Source organism: Turicibacter sp. KK003 (genome assembly GCF_037014675.1).
Taxonomy (GTDB): Bacteria; Bacillota_I; Bacilli_A; order MOL361; family Turicibacteraceae; genus Turicibacter; species Turicibacter faecis.
On sequence record NZ_CP142738.1, the window covers coordinates 67,330 to 84,048 of the forward strand.

18 protein-coding genes are annotated in these 16,719 nt (G+C 36.1%); 10 read left to right on the plus strand and 8 right to left on the minus strand.

Annotated features, from left to right (window positions below):
- Positions 1-64 precede the first annotated feature (64 nt).
- The 3 genes from VXM77_RS00310 (at position 65) to VXM77_RS00320 (ending at position 2,308) form a co-directional block, all read left to right on the plus strand.
- Positions 65-892, plus strand: a complete 828-nt coding sequence (locus tag VXM77_RS00310) for an undecaprenyl-diphosphate phosphatase (RefSeq protein WP_161831520.1) — start codon at positions 65-67, stop codon at positions 890-892.
- A gap of 196 nt (positions 893-1,088) precedes the next feature.
- Complete coding sequence (locus VXM77_RS00315) at positions 1,089-1,685, plus strand: VanZ family protein (protein WP_161831521.1); 597 nt, start codon at positions 1,089-1,091, stop codon at positions 1,683-1,685.
- A gap of 20 nt (positions 1,686-1,705) precedes the next feature.
- Positions 1,706-2,308, plus strand: a complete 603-nt coding sequence (locus tag VXM77_RS00320; protein WP_161831522.1) for a VanZ family protein — start codon at positions 1,706-1,708, stop codon at positions 2,306-2,308.
- 132 nt (positions 2,309-2,440) lie between these two features.
- On the opposite strand, the gene VXM77_RS00325 is transcribed toward VXM77_RS00320, so the two are convergent.
- Both VXM77_RS00325 and VXM77_RS00330 read right to left on the minus strand, forming a co-directional pair.
- On the minus strand, positions 2,441-2,818 hold the full coding sequence (locus tag VXM77_RS00325; protein ID WP_161831523.1) for a hypothetical protein: 378 nt from the start codon (positions 2,816-2,818) through the stop codon (positions 2,441-2,443).
- Positions 2,819-2,974: 156 nt separating this feature from the next.
- Complete coding sequence (locus tag VXM77_RS00330) at positions 2,975-3,703, minus strand: YebC/PmpR family DNA-binding transcriptional regulator (protein WP_161831524.1); 729 nt, start codon at positions 3,701-3,703, stop codon at positions 2,975-2,977.
- 192 nt (positions 3,704-3,895) lie between these two features.
- On the opposite strand from VXM77_RS00330, the gene VXM77_RS00335 reads away from it, so the two are divergent.
- The gene (locus VXM77_RS00335) at positions 3,896-4,108 is read left to right on the plus strand and encodes a zinc ribbon domain-containing protein (protein WP_161831525.1); all 213 of its coding nucleotides are present in this window, start codon (positions 3,896-3,898) and stop codon (positions 4,106-4,108) included.
- A gap of 76 nt (positions 4,109-4,184) precedes the next feature.
- Here VXM77_RS00335 and VXM77_RS00340 read toward each other — a convergent pair whose 3' ends face one another.
- The gene (locus VXM77_RS00340) at positions 4,185-4,364 is read right to left on the minus strand and encodes a (2Fe-2S)-binding protein (protein WP_161831526.1); all 180 of its coding nucleotides are present in this window, start codon (positions 4,362-4,364) and stop codon (positions 4,185-4,187) included.
- Positions 4,365-4,840: 476 nt separating this feature from the next.
- Here VXM77_RS00340 and VXM77_RS00345 point away from each other — a divergent pair, with 476 nt between their 5' ends.
- Entirely contained in the window at positions 4,841-5,155 is a 315-nt protein-coding gene (locus VXM77_RS00345) for a YbjQ family protein (protein ID WP_161831527.1), read from the plus strand.
- Positions 5,156-5,338: 183 nt separating this feature from the next.
- Positions 5,339-5,836, plus strand: a complete 498-nt coding sequence (locus VXM77_RS00350; protein WP_161831528.1) for a GNAT family N-acetyltransferase — start codon at positions 5,339-5,341, stop codon at positions 5,834-5,836.
- Positions 5,837-5,867: 31 nt separating this feature from the next.
- Here the strand turns inward: VXM77_RS00350 and VXM77_RS00355 are convergent, their stop codons facing one another.
- The 4 genes from VXM77_RS00355 to VXM77_RS00370 all read right to left on the minus strand — a co-directional run bounded on the left by VXM77_RS00355 (position 5,868) and on the right by VXM77_RS00370 (position 8,404).
- Entirely contained in the window at positions 5,868-6,053 is a 186-nt protein-coding gene (locus tag VXM77_RS00355; protein ID WP_161831529.1) for a hypothetical protein, read from the minus strand.
- Between the two features lie 61 nt (positions 6,054-6,114).
- Positions 6,115-6,996 (minus strand): stalk domain-containing protein, encoded by an 882-nt coding sequence (locus tag VXM77_RS00360; protein WP_161831530.1) that lies wholly within the window; start codon positions 6,994-6,996, stop codon positions 6,115-6,117.
- Between the two features lie 13 nt (positions 6,997-7,009).
- On the minus strand, positions 7,010-7,702 hold the full coding sequence (locus VXM77_RS00365) for a hypothetical protein (protein ID WP_161831531.1): 693 nt from the start codon (positions 7,700-7,702) through the stop codon (positions 7,010-7,012).
- 267 nt (positions 7,703-7,969) lie between these two features.
- A complete protein-coding gene (locus VXM77_RS00370) occupies positions 7,970-8,404 on the minus strand; it encodes a GNAT family N-acetyltransferase (protein WP_262953761.1) in 435 nt (144 codons plus the stop codon).
- Positions 8,405-8,704: 300 nt separating this feature from the next.
- Here VXM77_RS00370 and VXM77_RS00375 point away from each other — a divergent pair, with 300 nt between their 5' ends.
- From VXM77_RS00375 to VXM77_RS00385, 3 genes are all read left to right on the plus strand, one after another.
- Entirely contained in the window at positions 8,705-10,006 is a 1,302-nt protein-coding gene (locus VXM77_RS00375; protein ID WP_262953760.1) for a GHKL domain-containing protein, read from the plus strand.
- A gap of 4 nt (positions 10,007-10,010) precedes the next feature.
- Positions 10,011-10,760 (plus strand): LytTR family DNA-binding domain-containing protein, encoded by a 750-nt coding sequence (locus VXM77_RS00380; RefSeq protein ID WP_262953759.1) that lies wholly within the window; start codon positions 10,011-10,013, stop codon positions 10,758-10,760.
- A gap of 548 nt (positions 10,761-11,308) precedes the next feature.
- Positions 11,309-11,788 (plus strand): hypothetical protein, encoded by a 480-nt coding sequence (locus VXM77_RS00385; protein WP_161831535.1) that lies wholly within the window; start codon positions 11,309-11,311, stop codon positions 11,786-11,788.
- A gap of 1,251 nt (positions 11,789-13,039) precedes the next feature.
- Here the strand turns inward: VXM77_RS00385 and VXM77_RS00390 are convergent.
- The gene (locus VXM77_RS00390) at positions 13,040-14,620 is read right to left on the minus strand and encodes an ABC-F family ATP-binding cassette domain-containing protein (RefSeq protein WP_161832735.1); all 1,581 of its coding nucleotides are present in this window, start codon (positions 14,618-14,620) and stop codon (positions 13,040-13,042) included.
- Between the two features lie 458 nt (positions 14,621-15,078).
- Between VXM77_RS00390 and VXM77_RS00395 the strand changes: the two genes are divergently transcribed.
- Complete coding sequence (locus VXM77_RS00395; RefSeq protein WP_161832736.1) at positions 15,079-16,692, plus strand: DEAD/DEAH box helicase; 1,614 nt, start codon at positions 15,079-15,081, stop codon at positions 16,690-16,692.
- Positions 16,693-16,719 lie beyond the last annotated feature (27 nt).

The following is a 16,719-nucleotide window of genomic DNA, read 5'->3' on the forward strand; positions in this document are numbered from 1 at the left end:
GGGTTATGGAAGAAATCAATACGTTTTGGGATTGATTAAAGATTTTTACTTAGGAGGGTTAGTTGTGGATTTTATTGAATTATTGAAGGTAATTTTCCTTGGGATTGTAGAGGGGATTACGGAATGGTTACCTGTAAGTAGTACGGGGCATATGATTTTAGTTGACGAATTTATTAAATTAAACATGACACCAGCATTTATGGAGATGTTTTTCGTCGTTATCCAATTAGGTGCTATTATGGCGGTCGTTTGTTTATTCTGGGATAAATTATTTCCGTTTGAATTTAAAGGTGGCTTCAAAGTTAAGACGGATACGATGAATTTATGGTTTAAAATTGCAGTAGCTTGTGTGCCTGCAGCGATTATTGGTTTATTATTTGACGACGTGATTGATGAATATTTATTCAATCCAGTGACAGTTGCCTTAATGTTAATCCTTTATGGGGTATTATTTATTGTGATTGAAAACCGAAATAAGGGACGCCGTCCAATGGTTAATGATTTATCACAAATCACTTATAAATTTGCCTTAATGGTTGGTATCTTTCAATTATTAGCACTTGTTCCAGGAACATCACGTTCAGGGGCAACGATTGTAGGTGCAATTTTAATTGGTGCTTCACGTTATGTTGCATCAGAGTTTACATTTTTCTTAGCTATCCCAGTTATGCTTGGTGCGAGTCTATTAAAAATTCTAAAGTTCGGTTTAGTTTTTACAGCGTCTGAAGCAGTGGTTCTGGGAACTGGAACATTAGTTGCCTTCTTTGTTTCTATTTTAGCGATTAAATTCTTAATGGGATATATTAAAAAGCACGATTTTAAAGTGTTTGGATGGTATCGTATTATTCTAGGAATTATCGTGCTTGCTTATTTTTTCTTTTTTAATGTGTAATAGATAAGAGTAAGCCAATTTACTAAAGAGGCTAATAGATAAAGATAAAAAATCATGGATGAATAATCCATGATTTTTTTTTTGTTGTCCGAAAAGGTCAAATTTTAATAAAATCTTCATAAATTAGTGACCCTTTTCTTAATATCTATAGGGTATACTAACTGTATGAGTCATTTAATGAGAGGAAGTGGGAGTGATGAAAGTCATTGATTACGTAGTGACTGGATCATTGTTAATGCTTGTTGTTTTTCTTTTTTATATTCCAATTTTCTTTTTATTAAGAAAGAAAAATATTCCGCTTTTAAAACAGATGAGCTGGGTTTGTTTTGTGGGAATTATTTTTGTTATTTTAGTAGCTACGGGATTGTTTGATCTCCTTCTTGGAGGAAGATACGCGTTCAATCCCCCCTATCATTTTCTGAATTTAGTTCCATTTAGTTGGGTGAGGGAAACGTGGGCCATGGGATTTTTAGCGATGATTTCTCAGGTGATTGGAAATATCCTTATGTTTGTACCGTTAGGATTTTTACTTCCCTTCGTATTTAAATCATGTAAATCCCCGTACAAAACATTGATGGGGGTGGCTACTTTTTCTTTTTCGATTGAATTTATTCAATATTTTATTGGACGTTCAGCGGATATTGATGATTTAATTTTAAATACATTAGGCGGCATGCTTGGTTTTGGCGTTTATTTGATGACCGATAAGTGGTTATTTAGGAAGTTGAATAGTCAAGAAAAGTGTGCAATTCCTGAAACAGGCGAGGACACTGAGTTGGAAGAAAATGAGTGAAGAAGAAAGAAGGATGATTGATGGGGATTTTGATTGAAAGATTTTACGGCTTTTTATGCGTGTTTATTCCTTGCTTGATTTATCAAGGATGGCTATTAAAAAAAGAGGGGCGAACAGCCCATTTAGGTTATCATTTGTTTTGGGTTAATGTATGTGTTCTTTATCTTTACTTGGCGATAGACGTAGCGGGAATCGGAAGTGTTTGGGATATTGGATCATTTAAGACCATCATTCGCGGGGATGAGATTCACCTTCTTCCATTCTCAGAGGGAATCGGGCTAACCACGGTGCTTAATATTATTATGTTTATGCCACTTGGTTTTTTAGTCCCACTGATTTGGCGTTCGTATAGAAATGGCATCAAGGTGATGGGGATAGGGTTATTGTTTTCAGGTTTAATTGAGTTTTTTCAGTTGTTTAATTATCGGACAACAGATATTGATGATTTATTAATGAATACATTGGGTGCATTATTTGGGTATTTAATGTTTGTAGGATTGAAAAAGATTTTTCCACAGGTTGGGGAAAAATCAATTTTACTTGCTAAATATGAGCCCATAGTATATGTTGTATTATCTATTTTAGGGGAGTTTTTACTCTTTAATTGGCGTCTCATCGCATAAAAAAACGTCTATTCCGGGAAGGGATAGACGTTTTTTCTTGATAGTGAAACTAGTTTGAGAAGAGTCCCACCTAGACTCAATAAATAGTATTTGATAAAGGTAAAAAATTATACAAAGAATTTTGTTTTTTTATTATTGAAGACGGCTCGCCACTAATTGTTGAATCTCTTCTTTGATTTCCGATGTGGCATCGATTTCTTCGAGTTGGGCTGAAAGCGTGCCATCCTCGTCATCGAAGTGGTTTAGTTCGTGATAGGTTTCCGCGATTTCACGAGCGATTTCGATATCAATTTGGTGTGACGAAGCAAGTGCTTTTAAGTCTTGATCAATCGTTTTAACTTCTTCAATGCATTTGAGGGAAAGAACCATTTCGATTGGCATTGTTCCGTTGTTTTTGCTTTTATCAGGGTATTTAATGGTAACGTTAATTTCATCGAGGTGGCTCTCGCACATAAATTGATATAGATCGGAAAAGGTTTTAAATTTTTTGTGTTTTGTTTTAATTTCCATAGGTTCAACATCCTTTCGTGAAAAACAGAAGAACTAGTGTTAGTATCGACCAATTTTTGCTTAATATGTAAAATAATTTCTTAAAATAAAACACCTCCAACAAAAGAGGAGGTGTTCGCTTTTGATCACGTAATTGTGAGAAGTGGAAGCCTAGTCTTATTCTTCCTCTTCTGGTAAGTCAACGTTATGGTGGACTTGTTGAACGTCATCTAAGTCTTCTAATACGTCAATTAATTTTAAGAATTTAGTAAGGGCATCTCCCTCTAATGAAACAGTTGACGTTGGAAGCATTGTTAATTCTGCCACTTCAAATTCGTTAATTCCCATTGCATTTAATGCTGTTTGAACGGCATGGAATTGGTCTTGGTCCGCGTATACAGTGATTTCTCCATCTTCTTCTTCAACATCGCGAACGTCTACATCTGCTTCCATTAATCCTTCTAAGATTTCATCGGCAGAGTTTCCGTTGAATCCGAATAAAGCTGTTGCTTCAAACATGAAAGCCACGGCACCACTAACCCCGATTTTTCCACCATTTTTATTAAATGCGGAACGAACTTCTGCAACTGTACGGTTTACGTTATCTGTTAATGTATCAACAATAACTGCAGCCCCGTTCGGACCGTATCCTTCATAACGGATGAAATCGTAGTTTTCGTCTGATCCACCTTTTGCTTTGTTGATTGCACGGTCAATGATTTCGCGGTTAACCCCAGCAACCTTTGCACGGTCAATAACAGAAGCTAAGTTACGATTTAAACTTGGATCTGGATCACCATTTTTGGCAGCCATATAAATTTCTTTTCCGAAACGCGCTAAAACTTTTGAACGGGCAGCATCTTTAGCCGCTTTACCGTATTTAATATTATTCCACTTACGACCCATGGGGTATCACTCCTAATATTTAATTTTATTGTTATCTACCTCTCTTTATTATACCCCCCTTTCTCCTATCTTTTCAAGTTTTATCCTTATTATGGTCGTCTAGGGGTGAAAAAAAGAAAGAGTATTTGACACAAGTGGGTTAATTTGGTAACCTAAGTTTGAACAGAAAACTAGGTCACAGGAGATGATTAGATGGAGATTAAAAATTATACCTGTATGAAGTGTGGAAATCATCACTATGAAGTAGATGAATTTTGCGCAACAGGAACCGGATTTTCGAAGTTGTTTGATGTCCAAAATAAGAAGTTTACAACGATTACGTGCACCAAGTGTAAATATACAGAGATCTATAAAGGATCAACGAGTGATTTGGAAAATATTTTTGACTTTTTAATTGGTGGTTAAGAAGGAAAGAATTCTTTGAATGGATATAAAAAGAACCGGGCAGGATTGCTCGGTTCTTTTTGGTTATAGGAGTAGATTATTCAGCTAATAAAGCATCGATTGTTTCTTGAATTCGTTTCACACAACCTTTGCAAGCTGTTCCAGCTTTTGTTTCTGTTTGAATTTCAGCAAGTGTTGTTGATCCTGTTTCAACTTCTTTTTTGATGTCCCCTACTGTTACGTTGAAGCAGTAGCAGATTTTTTTATTTAAATCCATGTGAATGCCTCCCCTTTTATTAGATATAGTCCCATTTTATATGAAAAATGAGGTTCAAACAAGAGAGATGCAAGATTTTTATGAGGAGATAGTGCTCTTTAAAAAAAGGGGAAGCTTCTTTCATGCTCATTTTGTGACGTATATTGAGGCAAGGATGGGAATTGAGGGAAGATATTGTTTCAGAAAAAGGGGTTAAGCATGAAAAGATTGAAATTGCAAAAAATTTAGCGGATGTTTTAGATAACCTACGATTGCGTTAAAAACCGGACTTTCCATGGAAGAGGTCTGAAATATTAGAAAGGAGCAAAACTAAAATGAGTTTTCTTTTTGGTTTGGATAATGGGAAGCGAATTTTCTTATTCATGAAGATAGATTTAACGATTGGAGAGGAATAACCGATGAATAGAAGCAATAGATTGACATATATTTATTGGATTTGTCATATGATGTAGTAGGTTACGGAGGGAGGAAGTTTCATGTTAATGGTGACAACAGATTCGATTGTGGGGAAAGAAATTGTAGAGGTGAAAGGGCTTGTGAAAGGAAGCACGGTTCGGTCAAAACATATTGGAAAGGATATTGGGGCTTCCTTAAAAACGATTGTTGGTGGAGAGTTAAATGGCTATAATGAAATGCTGATTGAGGCTCGTCAAATTGCATTAGGTCGCATGGCAGATGATGCAACACGGTTAGGTGCTAATGCGGTTGTTGGTGTTCGATTGATGTCATCTGCTGTGATGGCGGGGGCAGCGGAAATGGTGGCATACGGCACAGCGGTGGTGGTGAGATAAAAATGAAAGCAATATGGGTAAACATGGTTATTTGTACAGTGTTAATCGTTTATTTAAGCGGTATATTGGATGTAGCTGGCTTACTCATAGCAAAAATCACAAGACGGCATCACGATTAAAAAATAAAAAAATGAAAACCGAGCATTTTGGGTTTTCATTTTTTGCTAAAGGAGAGTTTTTACGATGTATCAACTGATGGTTGCCAGTAAATCTGATCTTGAGATTGTTTTTCAACTGATTGAACAAAGGATCGAGTGGATGAATCGAGTAGGAATTAAGCAATGGAATGAAACGAATTATTGTGAGGTGTATCCTAAAACTTATTATGAACGATTGATGAGACAAGGTCGCCTATATGTTTTAAAATCAAATCAAACACATCGAGTCATAGGGGCTGTTGCTTGCTTTGATCAAGACGAGCGATGGTGTGATACGAAGGAAGTGTCTGCTTATTATCTGCATCATTTGGTGACGGATTACCGTGAAAAAGGGGTTGGACACATTTTGTTAAAGGAGATAGAAGGGGTGGCACGGAAACATAAGAAGCACTGTTTAAGGTTAGATTGTGCAATGGATAACGAGAGGCTGAATCAATATTATGAAGAGCAAGGCTTTTTATGGTGTGGTCAATGCGAAGAGGGTTTGTATAGAGGGAACTTACGGGAAAAGACATTGGGGTAGAATGAGCGGAAGAGATAAAAAAAGAATCAATCTATTTGGATTGATTCTTTTGGTGTTGTTTAAGATGCATCATGAGATAGCAAATCATAAAATAGCTTATCCACATGAGGATTAAGGATGGATTGACGCGTTCGTTAATGATAAGGCACATAACGATTGAGGCGATGATAAAGAACGAACTGGATTTTAACGTATAATGAAGTGCCGATTTATTCATAAGTACTCCCCTTTCAGATTAATAAAATAACTGGGATTGATTGACAATCCCAGTGACTCAGTTAAAATGTTTCGGATTCAGGTGAATTTGAGTTATCCCCAGTTTCAGAATCACTTGGTGGAAGTGGAGAGGGTCCTTCCGGTGTCGGTGGTGTGACATCAGAGGGTTGATCCTCTACTGGTGGTTCAGGTTTTGGAGTCGGTTCCGGTTCTGGTGTCGGTGGGACAATCTCTTCTGGCTTATCCCCCACCGGCGGTTGAGGTGAATCCGTTGGTTCTTGTGGCTTCACCGGCGTAGAAGTGGATGGCTTTTGCGTCGTATTCTGATTTGGTTTAGACGTTGATGGTTTTTGAGTCGGCTTCGATACTTCTGGCTTTTGGGTGATAGATGGAGTTGGTTTTGATGTGGACGGCTTTTTATTCGTCGTTTGACTTACCTCTTTTTCACCTTCTGTCTCTTCAACCGTTAATCGTTTTCCAATAGCAGAATCCCCCGAGTCTTCCTTATCTTCAAAGACGGTCATCGTGTTCGAAGCATCGCCGTTTAATGTAAAGCCCTCTTCTGAGTATGTAGCATTAAAGATGCGCTCAATGTATTGAACGGGAACGAACACTTCATCGTCAATCAATTTTGGGGTTACCCATTTGATCGTCATTAACGCCGTTTCATCGTTTCGTTCAAGGAATAGGGCTTCCTTTTCACCGTTGATGAGACTATATCCGCAGTTAAGATTTAAAATGATTTCTTGATCATTGATTGTGTAAGTATAGGTACCTGTTTCTTCATCAAAGGCCACTGAACCCTCGAAGGAAGACATAACGTCATCGATAGAAGCAAGGTTCTCATGAATATCAGGTGTTATGGTTGTTAATGTAATTGGATCTTGTCCCCCCATTAAAAAGGAAGGAAAAAATGATAGTAAAAAAAGAAATGAATGTTTCATGATACTGGTCCCCCTAACCAATTAAACGTGTTTTATGGATAAGATAATTTTTATTTTCTGATAGATGATAATAAGTATCTGAGGTGTTAACTTTAGCTTGGATGGTTGTTGTTGCCCCTTCCCTATTTTCAAAATTGTAGCGAATCATTTCGTCCGATAGTTCATTTAGCAGGGAATTGATTTCGTCTGTTGATAAATGATCAGGGACGATGGTATTAAATGAAAGGTTCTTTTTGGTTAATTTTGAGTCTTCAATCTTCCATTCGGCTGTAAATAATAAGTTTTCACTGAAATTTTCTGTATAAATGGGTTCGTATTGATAAGTATATGATCCATTTGTCTCGATGGTATAACGATAATTGGGATCTGTAAAATCAACGGTTTGTTGGTCTGTCTTGTTTTCATAGACATTCATGTGCACTTGCGTCACATTTTTTGAATCATTTTTTTGTAGCTCAGAAAGTAATTTATTCGCTAATAAAATGTTATCAGCATAGTTGAGGTCGGCTTTAATATCGACTTCATATTTTTTCTCCTTTTTGTGTCGACGAACGTCTAAGATTTCGTAAGGAGATTCAATTAGTTGATTAAGTTCTACATCCTTTGGTTCTAGATGAGAGACACCGTAGACAACCGTGACGGTGACTAAAAGGGTTAGTAATGTTCCAAGTACAATGACCGGTTTTTTTGAAATATTGCGCTTCATAAGACTCCTCCAAATTCCTCAATATCAATCATAAGTTTGTTGTTGTTTTGTCTCAAAATCATGTAATTTTGTAGACTCCCCTACCACTTTTTGTATACTTTTTATTTTAGAGGAAATAGAGGGAAATTACAATATAACTAAAAAAGAAGTCATAAAAGATATGACTTCTTCGAGCTATTTTTTTTAAATAATTTAAAAAGGGTGAAAAAATTATTACTCATTTGCATGATTTCAGTCTAACGTATTCATGTTCTGCCGAAATAAGGGCTAATAAGTCAGAACCATGACGTGCTCTTGTCCAAAGATTTGACCGTTAAATTCAAAACCGGCTTCTTCATATAAATGAATAGCGGGTGCACTTTCTGGATTTACACCAAGAAAAATTTGGTGGCGTGTTTTATCTCCCTTAATGAGTTCGATGACTTGGTGAAGGGCCTCTGTTCCAAACCCTTGATTTTGAAAGTGGTGATCGATCATTAAGCGATAAATCCAGTATTCATCATCCTCCGAGTCTAGGCAATACATTAAAAATCCGACCATTACTTCGTTATGGTAAATGGCAAGCGGGATACATTCTGGTTGGACCTTAGATTGTGAGATGGAAATCGCATTGGAAGCGACGTATTGTTGTTGATTGGGATGTACGCTTAAATCGAGACATTCCCAAAGATTATCTTTTGAAATCGGTCGTAATGTAATCATTTTGATTCCCCCTATAAAACGATTAGCGTTGTATATTCATTATAATCACGTAAGTGGCTGTTTATACAGCATCGCAAAAGTAGTGATAAACTTTAAACATTTGACGCAATCTGCCATGGGTTCATTTAATATAAAAAATGCTATCCTTATTATATAGGGAATTTAATAAAAGAAATAATCTACCTCATTAAAATGATTGATAAAAAGGATAAACAGACGAAATTAAGGAAAATAGTTAATAATTTTACAAAAAACGATAATTTGATATAATGGAATCATTAAGTCGGGGAGGATGATTTGATGGTTTCTTTTTTTATACCTTTTTTTCAATTAGTTGTATTGTTTTTAGGGGGCCAATGGCTATTGAATGAAAAAATGGGGCGACGTGAATTTTGGGTTCAGTTGCTCATCATCAATCTAATAGGTCAAGGGCTTTATCCAACGATTAAATTTTTTGCGATATTTTTCGTCGTGCTTTATCTCTTGGTTTACCGACTATTTAAAACAAAGAAATTTTTTTTAAGCGTGATTGCGTCGGGGGTACCATTGATTACGATGATCATCGGGGATTATTTATCGCAATTGATCCTTGGAATTTCAGGACAATCCTCGTCTTTATATTTAACGTGGGAGCAGTCAGTTGTTCTTGAAACATTAATGATGGGGGGATTCACCTTAAGTTGTTGTTATTTTTTAAAAAGTTTATTTAAAAAAATGAATCGCTTTCCAGCACTAGAAAAACGTTATCGACGCTTAGTCTTAGTGCAAGTCAGTTTATTAATCCTTTTATTGTATGCGAATATTTACGCGGGGGAGAAGCAAGGTTTTAGTTCGCAGCACATTCAATTAACGAGCCTTTTATTTATTGCATATGGAGGACTACTAATTTGGAGTGCTGGAAACTTATTATTGGTCGTTATTAAACACGCCAAGCTAGAACAGGAGCGGATGGCGAATCAGCAAATCTATGACTACGCTTATAAACTTGAGCAACTATATCAAGAACTCCATCATTTTCGACATGATTATCTAAATATTTTAGTGAGCCTAGGTGAGAGCATTCGCCAAGAGGATTTAGATGGGATTAAAGGGATTTATGACCGAGTCATTCAACCCACTGAAAAACTGGTGAAGGGTCGTGATTATATTTTTGGAAAGCTCTATCAGATGGGCGTTCTCGAAATTAAAAGTTTACTTTTTGAGAAAATGGTTCGGGCACAAACAGAGCAAATAGACGTGAGGTTGGAGCTAGAAGAGCTAATTGATACCCTCTATGTCGATGTCTTTCCTGTTTATCGGGTGTTGGCTATTCTATTGGATAACGCGATTGAGGGAGCAAAAGAGGCAACAATCCCCTATCTATCCATTTCATTTTTGCAAGGGGAAGGGATTCAACAAATTGAAATTGAAAACTCATGCAAAGAGGAAGAGATTTCTTTAACAAAGATTTATCAACCGGGGTATTCCTCGAAAGGAGAGAATCGCGGAATCGGGTTGGCGACGGTTCAACAACTGATGGAGGCGGATCATTATATAACCCTTCAAACGTTTTATGATGCAGGTGTTTTTAGACAAGTTTTAATTTTAAAAAGGCAGGGATGAGAAGATGAAACTATTTATTTTAGAGGATGACCCCGTTCAAAGGGAACGCTTGGAAACCATAATCACCAAGTTACAAGACACACTCCAAATCTTTTGTGAACAACTAATTGCAACTCATGACCCAGAGGTGCTGTTAAGCAAGTTAGATGTTATTGATAGCCATCACGTGTATTTTCTCGACCTTGAAATAAATCATGAGGTACGAATGGGATTAGAGGTTGCACAGGAAATTCGGAAAAAAGATCCTCATGGAATGGTTATTTTTGTGACGACCCATTCTGAGTTGGCACCCAAAACGTATGCTTACAAAGTGTCGGCACTTGATTTTATTGAAAAAGATCAACCAAATGAAGCCTTTTCTCAGCAAGTGGAGGCCTGTTTAAGGCTGGCGAAGGAATACGAGGGAAGACAGGGTGAAAAAGAGGAACTTGTGATCAATAATAAATTTACGACTTTGAGTGTTCCCTTAGCGGATGTTTTATATATTGAGACGTTGACCGGGTCCCATAAACTACATTTAGTGACTAAAAAGGCGAGTACGCAATTTTATGGGAAGTTACGTGAGGTGGAACCTCTTCATGAACGGTTGTTTCAATGCCATAAATCTTATGTCGTTAACCTTCAAAATGTGGTGAGAATTGATAAAAAAGAAAAAAAGGTCTATTTTGAGAATGGAGAATCATGCTTCGTCTCACGACGGCTCGTCAAAGAATTGGAACGATTACTACTCAATGCGGCAGAAAAATCCCTTTAAAAAAGGGATTTTTTTGTATAAATGAACCGTTCAGGCATTTTCAATGACCGAATAGGGAATCGCTATTCTTGTTTGCGAACTGATTTGTTATGATGAGGAGGCAACAGATTGAGGGAATGTATGGGGATTGAACTTTACTAGCAGTTCGAGTAGCAGCAACTAACAAAGGGAAAGGCGTTTAGGTAGGTGTTACTTAGGCTCTTGTTTTTGATGTAGAGCCTATATAAAAGAAAGGAGATTTTATATGAAAACTTTTTTAGCTATAGCGTTAATCATATCTTCTTTATCTTATGTGCTCATTTATTTCAAAAAGAAAAAAACCAATACGCATAGAGAAATTAGCTATAAAATAATCTTTCTAATCACCTTTTTAATGATTAGCATTCCTATGCTTATGTTATAACCCCTACTTCTTAATTTTAAATAGCGTATTTTTATTGGAGACTTTAGTCTGTTGAATAAGAAAGTTGTATGCAATATAAAACCATTTTCTATGTAAATATTTCCATTTATGATATGATTAGACTTAAAGTGGGAGGAGGATGTGTATGATTAAAAAGAAATTGTTAGTTGCAGGGGGGACGGCTATTTTAGCGTGTAGCTCTTTTGGGACAAGCATATTTGCCGATGATCAAGCCGGTACCGAGCATAGTGTGGAGGTAGAGATGACGCTTGATGATAATGGTCAGGTGGTATATGAATATACTGATGAAGAAGGGATTACTCGAACAAGCACGACGACAAGTTTAGTTTCTTTGACGCAAGATAGATTTGATAAAATCTATTCTATTAATAAATGGGATAGCGATTGTATTGTCATTACGGTAAAGGAAGTTCCAGAGGGTGGAGCAAAGGCGTCTTTTGAAATTGTGGGTAGCGACGGTAAAACGATTGCTAGTTCTAAGGGAACACAATACGGTAAAGGTTCATCTTGGAGTGCGAAAAGTGGTGGAGGATGGGGAAAATCACACCATGTAAGAGCTAATCCGTCAGTCTCAGGGAAATATAAATTCCACTTACAGTGGTAAATAGTTATTATTTTGATGGCTGAGGATGAGTTTTTTCAAAAAAACGGAGAATTTTTATATGAATTTTATTGCATATTGTTATAATCTATTAAGCAGTATCTGCGTGATTTTGTTAGCAACCGTATTGCTAATCGTCATTTGCCGAGTCTTGAAAATAGGAGTTTTATTATTGTTGGAGAAATTAAATTAAAAAATCCCTTTTAAAAAAGGGATTTTTTTGACTAAATGAATGGTTCAGTTGAATAGGGGAAAGATTTTTTTTTTTTTTTTGGATATAGAGGATTGAATAATTAAACGTCAACATATTATCGAGGATTTTTTACAATTTTCTTTTTTTCATGTATAATAATAAAGGGAGTCATAGATATGGTGCGACTTTTAATCTCGCTCTCAAAAGCGGGGTGATCTCATGAACGCTTTATTAACATTTGTATTATTAGTAGTTAATGTAGCTAATGGAATTTTTCAATTAGTTAAAAATGTTCGTGATAATAAAAAAAAGTAAAAGCACCTAATTGTCTTGCCGGACTAGAATAGCTTTTACTTTTCATATGAAACATTTAAGTGAGAGCAGAAAGTCGCATGGACAATCTATGGCTCTTTTTTTATACTATGTACTTTATAGTTATATTATAACTATTTTTCAGTTTTTTTTCAAGTTAGTCTCCGTTTTCAAAAATAAATAGAATCGTTACTTTATCTCTCTACTATAATTGGAGTATCCATCAAAGCGGAAGAAGATTTTCTTATGAAAAATATAAAGGTCCTAACAACGCTCAAAATAAATTTTGAGATAACTGATTTACTGGACGGCTAAGAACAAAAAACATTCAGTAAAAATGATTGTGGCAGATTATGAAAGCTTGATTAGGAAAACTTCGTTTATAAAAGAAAAAGCATTGGCAACGCCAGTGCTTTTTTGTGTGCGATTTAAAATTTAACTATAAATATTTTGCGAGATTACTTCCCCACTTTAAAGTCCTATTAGTTGAGGAAAGCTAAGGGTATCGTTTCACACCCCACTTAGCAAAGGAGACCCTACCCTATTAAAGGAGGATACATTTACTTCGTAAATGACAGGGAACCCCCAATCAAACTAGGCGGGATTTTCAATTTTTTATATAATCTAGTTTCAGGCCTCAGTTTCTCTTCTAAGTCTTCGAGTGTTACAAAATTCTTTTAGTGAATTTTGTTCCCTCGCTTAGACTTATGCGAGTAAACAAAGCGAGACCTTCAACTTTTTATATTATATTAAAGGGCTAGGTATTCGTCGTATGTTGTTTGTTTGTCGACGATTGATCCATCCTCTTTGATGTCGATGATGCGGTTAGCGATGGTTTGGATGAATTGGTGGTCATGTGAAGCGAATAAGACGTTACTTGAGAAGTCTTTTAATCCATTGTTTAATGCGGTGATTGACTCAAGGTCAAGGTGGTTGGTTGGTTGATCAAGCATTAATAAGTTGGCGTTTGCTAACATCATGCGTGATAACATACAACGGACCTTTTCTCCTCCAGATAAAACTGAAGCCTGTTTTAAAGCTTCTTCTCCTGAGAATAACATACGTCCTAAGAATCCACGAACATAGCTTTCTGTTTGATCGTCAGAGTATTGACGTAACCAATCGACTAATGAAAGTTCTGACTCATTAAAGAACTCTGAGTTGTCTTTCGGGAAGTAAGCAGTTTTGATTGTAACTCCAAATTTGAAGGTTCCACTATCTGCTTCCATTTCTCCATTTAAGATTTTGAATAAAGTAGTCACGGCAATTTCATCTCCGATAAAGGCGATTTTATCGTCTTTGCGGACCATGAAGCTAACGTTATCAAGAACTTTAACGCCATCAATTGTTTTTGTTAGTCCTTCAACCATTAAGATATCGTTTCCTACTTCACGTTCTGGCTTGAATCCAACGTATGGATAGCGACGGCTTGATGGTTCTAAGTCTTCTAATTTGATTTTATCTAATAATTTTTTACGAGAAGTCGCTTGTTTTGATTTTGAGGCGTTAGCCGAGAAACGAGCGATGAAATCCTGTAATTCTTTAATTTGTTCTTCTTTTTTCTTATTCGCTTCTTTTGCCATGCGGTTTAAAAGCTGACTTGACTCATACCAGAAGTCATAGTTTCCAACGAATAACTTAATTTTTCCGAAGTCCACGTCACAAATATGCGTACAGACTTTGTTTAAGAAGTGGCGGTCATGGGATACAACGATCACTGTTCCTTCAAAGTTAATTAAAAATTCCTCTAACCAGTTAATTGACTTGATGTCTAAGTGGTTGGTCGGCTCATCGAGAACGAGAATATCAGGATTTCCAAATAAAGCTTGTGCTAATAAAACTTTAACCTTTTCGGCCCCTGTTAAATCTTTCATTAATTTATCGTGTAATTCTGCTCCAATTCCTAATCCTTGTAATAAAGACGCGGCATCTGATTCAGCTTCCCATCCATTTAATTCCGCAAACTCACCTTCAAGCTCTGCTGCACGAATCCCATCTTCTTCATTAAAATCAGGTTTCATGTATAACGCATTTTTCTCTTCAGTGATTTGGAATAAACGTTCATTTCCACGGATAACAGTCTCTAAAACAGGTAATTCATCGTATTGATAGTGGTCCTGCTTTAAAACTGACATACGTAAATCTTTAGGGTAGCTCACATGACCTGTATTAGGTTCGATTTCCCCCGCTAAAATTTTTAAAAAAGTTGATTTTCCAGCCCCATTTGCCCCGATTACTCCGTAGCAATTTCCTGGTGTAAATTTCAAGTTAACTTCTTCGAATAATTTTTTATCACCATATCGTAAACCGACATTAGATACTGTAAGCATGTAACAACACCTCCGTGTAATTTATCTTGAAACATTATATCATACTTTTGCAAGTGTCGTCGAAAAAGCCGTGTGCGAGGTTAAAAAAGATAGAGAAAAGGTTAGAAGTTTGGACAAGTTGTTAAGAGGAACCGTTTCTTCTGATAAAGAACATAAAAAAGAGGAATAGAAAAAATGCTATCCTTAATATATAGTTGTTGTGAGAGATTTAGATATTTTGTGAAAATAAAAAAAATATGAAAGAGAATCGAGGAAGTGGCACATAATAAGGAAGATTAGAATGGTTAAATCGTAACACAGAAATTACGTAGGGGAAACGATATCATCAAAAGACCTATCTTGCAACTTTTTAAAAAATATTGTATAATAAGTGGACACTTCGTAAAAACATGCACTATCGTAAGTGATCATCGATTCATTTACGTTTTTTTGTGTTTTAGATAGAAAGGAAGCAAAGAATGACTCAAATTAAATTTAATGATCTTGCTTTATCGCCTGCGATTTTAAAGGCAATTGAAGAAATCGGATATGTAAATCCATCACCAATTCAAGCAGAAGCTATCCCAGTTGTATTATCTGGAAAAGATATTATCGGACAAGCCCAAACCGGAACAGGGAAAACGGCTGCGTTTATGTTACCAATTTTAGAGAAAATTGACCACAAAAGCCGTCACGTGCAAGCCTTAGTATTATGTCCAACACGTGAATTAGCGGTTCAGGTTCATGAAGAATCTAAAAAGTTCGCACGTAATATGCGTGACGTACACATTTTATCAATCTATGGAGGGCAATCATATGATCCTCAAATTCGTGCCTTAAAGAAAGGGGTACAAATCGTTGTCGGAACACCAGGTCGTGTCATGGACCATATGCGCCGCGGAACGTTAAAGTTAGATAACTTAAAAATGTTAGTTTTAGATGAAGCCGATGAAATGTTAAACATGGGATTCAAAGATGATATCGAAGAGATTTTAGAAAAAACACCGGAATCTCGTCAAACAGTTATGTTCTCAGCAACAATGGCTCGTGAAATCATGAACATTGCGAAAACTTATCAAAAATCTCCTGAAATCGTTAAAGTAGTTTCAGAAGAGTTATCAAATAAAAAAATCGACCAATACTTCGTAGAAGTACGTCGTCAAGATCGTGTTCATGCAATGATTCGTTGCATCGACATGATGGGATTAACATCATCAATTGTCTTCACAAATACAAAACGTGAAGTTGATGAGTTAGTTTCTAAGTTACAAGAAGAAGGATATGTAACAGAAGGATTACATGGAGATTTAAAACAAGCACAACGTGACCGTGTTATGAATAGTTTCCGTCGTAAAAATGTTAATATCTTAGTTGCAACAGATATCGCGGCTCGCGGAATTGATGTTAGCAACGTTGAAGCTGTTTTTAACTATGATATCCCATTAAATGAAGAAAATTATGTACACCGTATCGGACGTACAGGTCGTGCAGGAATGACGGGATTATCAATTACATTTGTATTCGGAAAAGATATGTTCCGTATTCGTCGTATTGAAGAATATACAAAAACAAAAATGTCTAAGATGCCAATTCCAACCGTAGAACAAATTCAAGAGAAACGTTCAAATCATGTGATTGAAGATGTTATTTCTAACCTTGAGGGACAAGACTTCACAAAAGAAAACGAGTTAATTGCAGCGATTTTAGAAAAAGGATATAGCTTAGAACAAGTAGCAGCTGGATTATTACGTATGAACATTGGGCAATCAACAAAAGATTATGCACCAATTCAAGAGGTATCAGCTAATACGAAGTCTAAAGGAATGCGTAAAAACGAAGTTCGTTTATTCGTAAATGTTGGTTCTAAACAAAAAGTTAAAGCGAAAGACTTCGTTGGAATGTTAACGAAAAAATCAGATATTCCAGCACGTGCGATTGGTGATATTGATGTTTATAAAAAATTCTCATTCATCAATGTTGATAAAGCACATGCAAACGCAATTATCCGTAAATTAAATTCGAAATTAATTAATGGAAAACCAGTTCGTGCTGAAAAAACAGCACCTGGAGCGTCAATGCCAAAAGGGAAGTAATTCAAAAGCCTTCATAATATAATTATG

Excerpts from the sequence above, each read along its gene's own strand:
- VXM77_RS00315 (WP_161831521.1), top strand. The coding sequence starts at position 1,089 with ATGAAAGTCATTGATTACGTAGTGACTGGATCATTGTTAATGCTTGTT.
- VXM77_RS00320 (WP_161831522.1), top strand. The coding sequence starts at position 1,706 with ATGGGGATTTTGATTGAAAGATTTTACGGCTTTTTATGCGTGTTTATT.
- VXM77_RS00325 (WP_161831523.1), bottom strand. The coding sequence starts at position 2,818 with ATGGAAATTAAAACAAAACACAAAAAATTTAAAACCTTTTCCGATCTA.
- VXM77_RS00330 (WP_161831524.1), bottom strand. The coding sequence starts at position 3,703 with ATGGGTCGTAAGTGGAATAATATTAAATACGGTAAAGCGGCTAAAGAT.
- VXM77_RS00335 (WP_161831525.1), top strand. The coding sequence starts at position 3,896 with ATGGAGATTAAAAATTATACCTGTATGAAGTGTGGAAATCATCACTAT.
- VXM77_RS00340 (WP_161831526.1), bottom strand. The coding sequence starts at position 4,364 with ATGGATTTAAATAAAAAAATCTGCTACTGCTTCAACGTAACAGTAGGG.
- VXM77_RS00345 (WP_161831527.1), top strand. The coding sequence starts at position 4,841 with ATGTTAATGGTGACAACAGATTCGATTGTGGGGAAAGAAATTGTAGAG.
- VXM77_RS00350 (WP_161831528.1), top strand. The coding sequence starts at position 5,339 with ATGTATCAACTGATGGTTGCCAGTAAATCTGATCTTGAGATTGTTTTT.
- VXM77_RS00355 (WP_161831529.1), bottom strand. The coding sequence starts at position 6,053 with ATGAATAAATCGGCACTTCATTATACGTTAAAATCCAGTTCGTTCTTT.
- VXM77_RS00360 (WP_161831530.1), bottom strand. The coding sequence starts at position 6,996 with ATGAAACATTCATTTCTTTTTTTACTATCATTTTTTCCTTCCTTTTTA.
- VXM77_RS00365 (WP_161831531.1), bottom strand. The coding sequence starts at position 7,702 with ATGAAGCGCAATATTTCAAAAAAACCGGTCATTGTACTTGGAACATTA.
- VXM77_RS00370 (WP_262953761.1), bottom strand. The coding sequence starts at position 8,404 with ATGATTACATTACGACCGATTTCAAAAGATAATCTTTGGGAATGTCTC.
- VXM77_RS00375 (WP_262953760.1), top strand. The coding sequence starts at position 8,705 with ATGGTTTCTTTTTTTATACCTTTTTTTCAATTAGTTGTATTGTTTTTA.
- VXM77_RS00380 (WP_262953759.1), top strand. The coding sequence starts at position 10,011 with ATGAAACTATTTATTTTAGAGGATGACCCCGTTCAAAGGGAACGCTTG.
- VXM77_RS00385 (WP_161831535.1), top strand. The coding sequence starts at position 11,309 with ATGATTAAAAAGAAATTGTTAGTTGCAGGGGGGACGGCTATTTTAGCG.
- VXM77_RS00390 (WP_161832735.1), bottom strand. The coding sequence starts at position 14,620 with ATGCTTACAGTATCTAATGTCGGTTTACGATATGGTGATAAAAAATTA.
- VXM77_RS00395 (WP_161832736.1), top strand. The coding sequence starts at position 15,079 with ATGACTCAAATTAAATTTAATGATCTTGCTTTATCGCCTGCGATTTTA.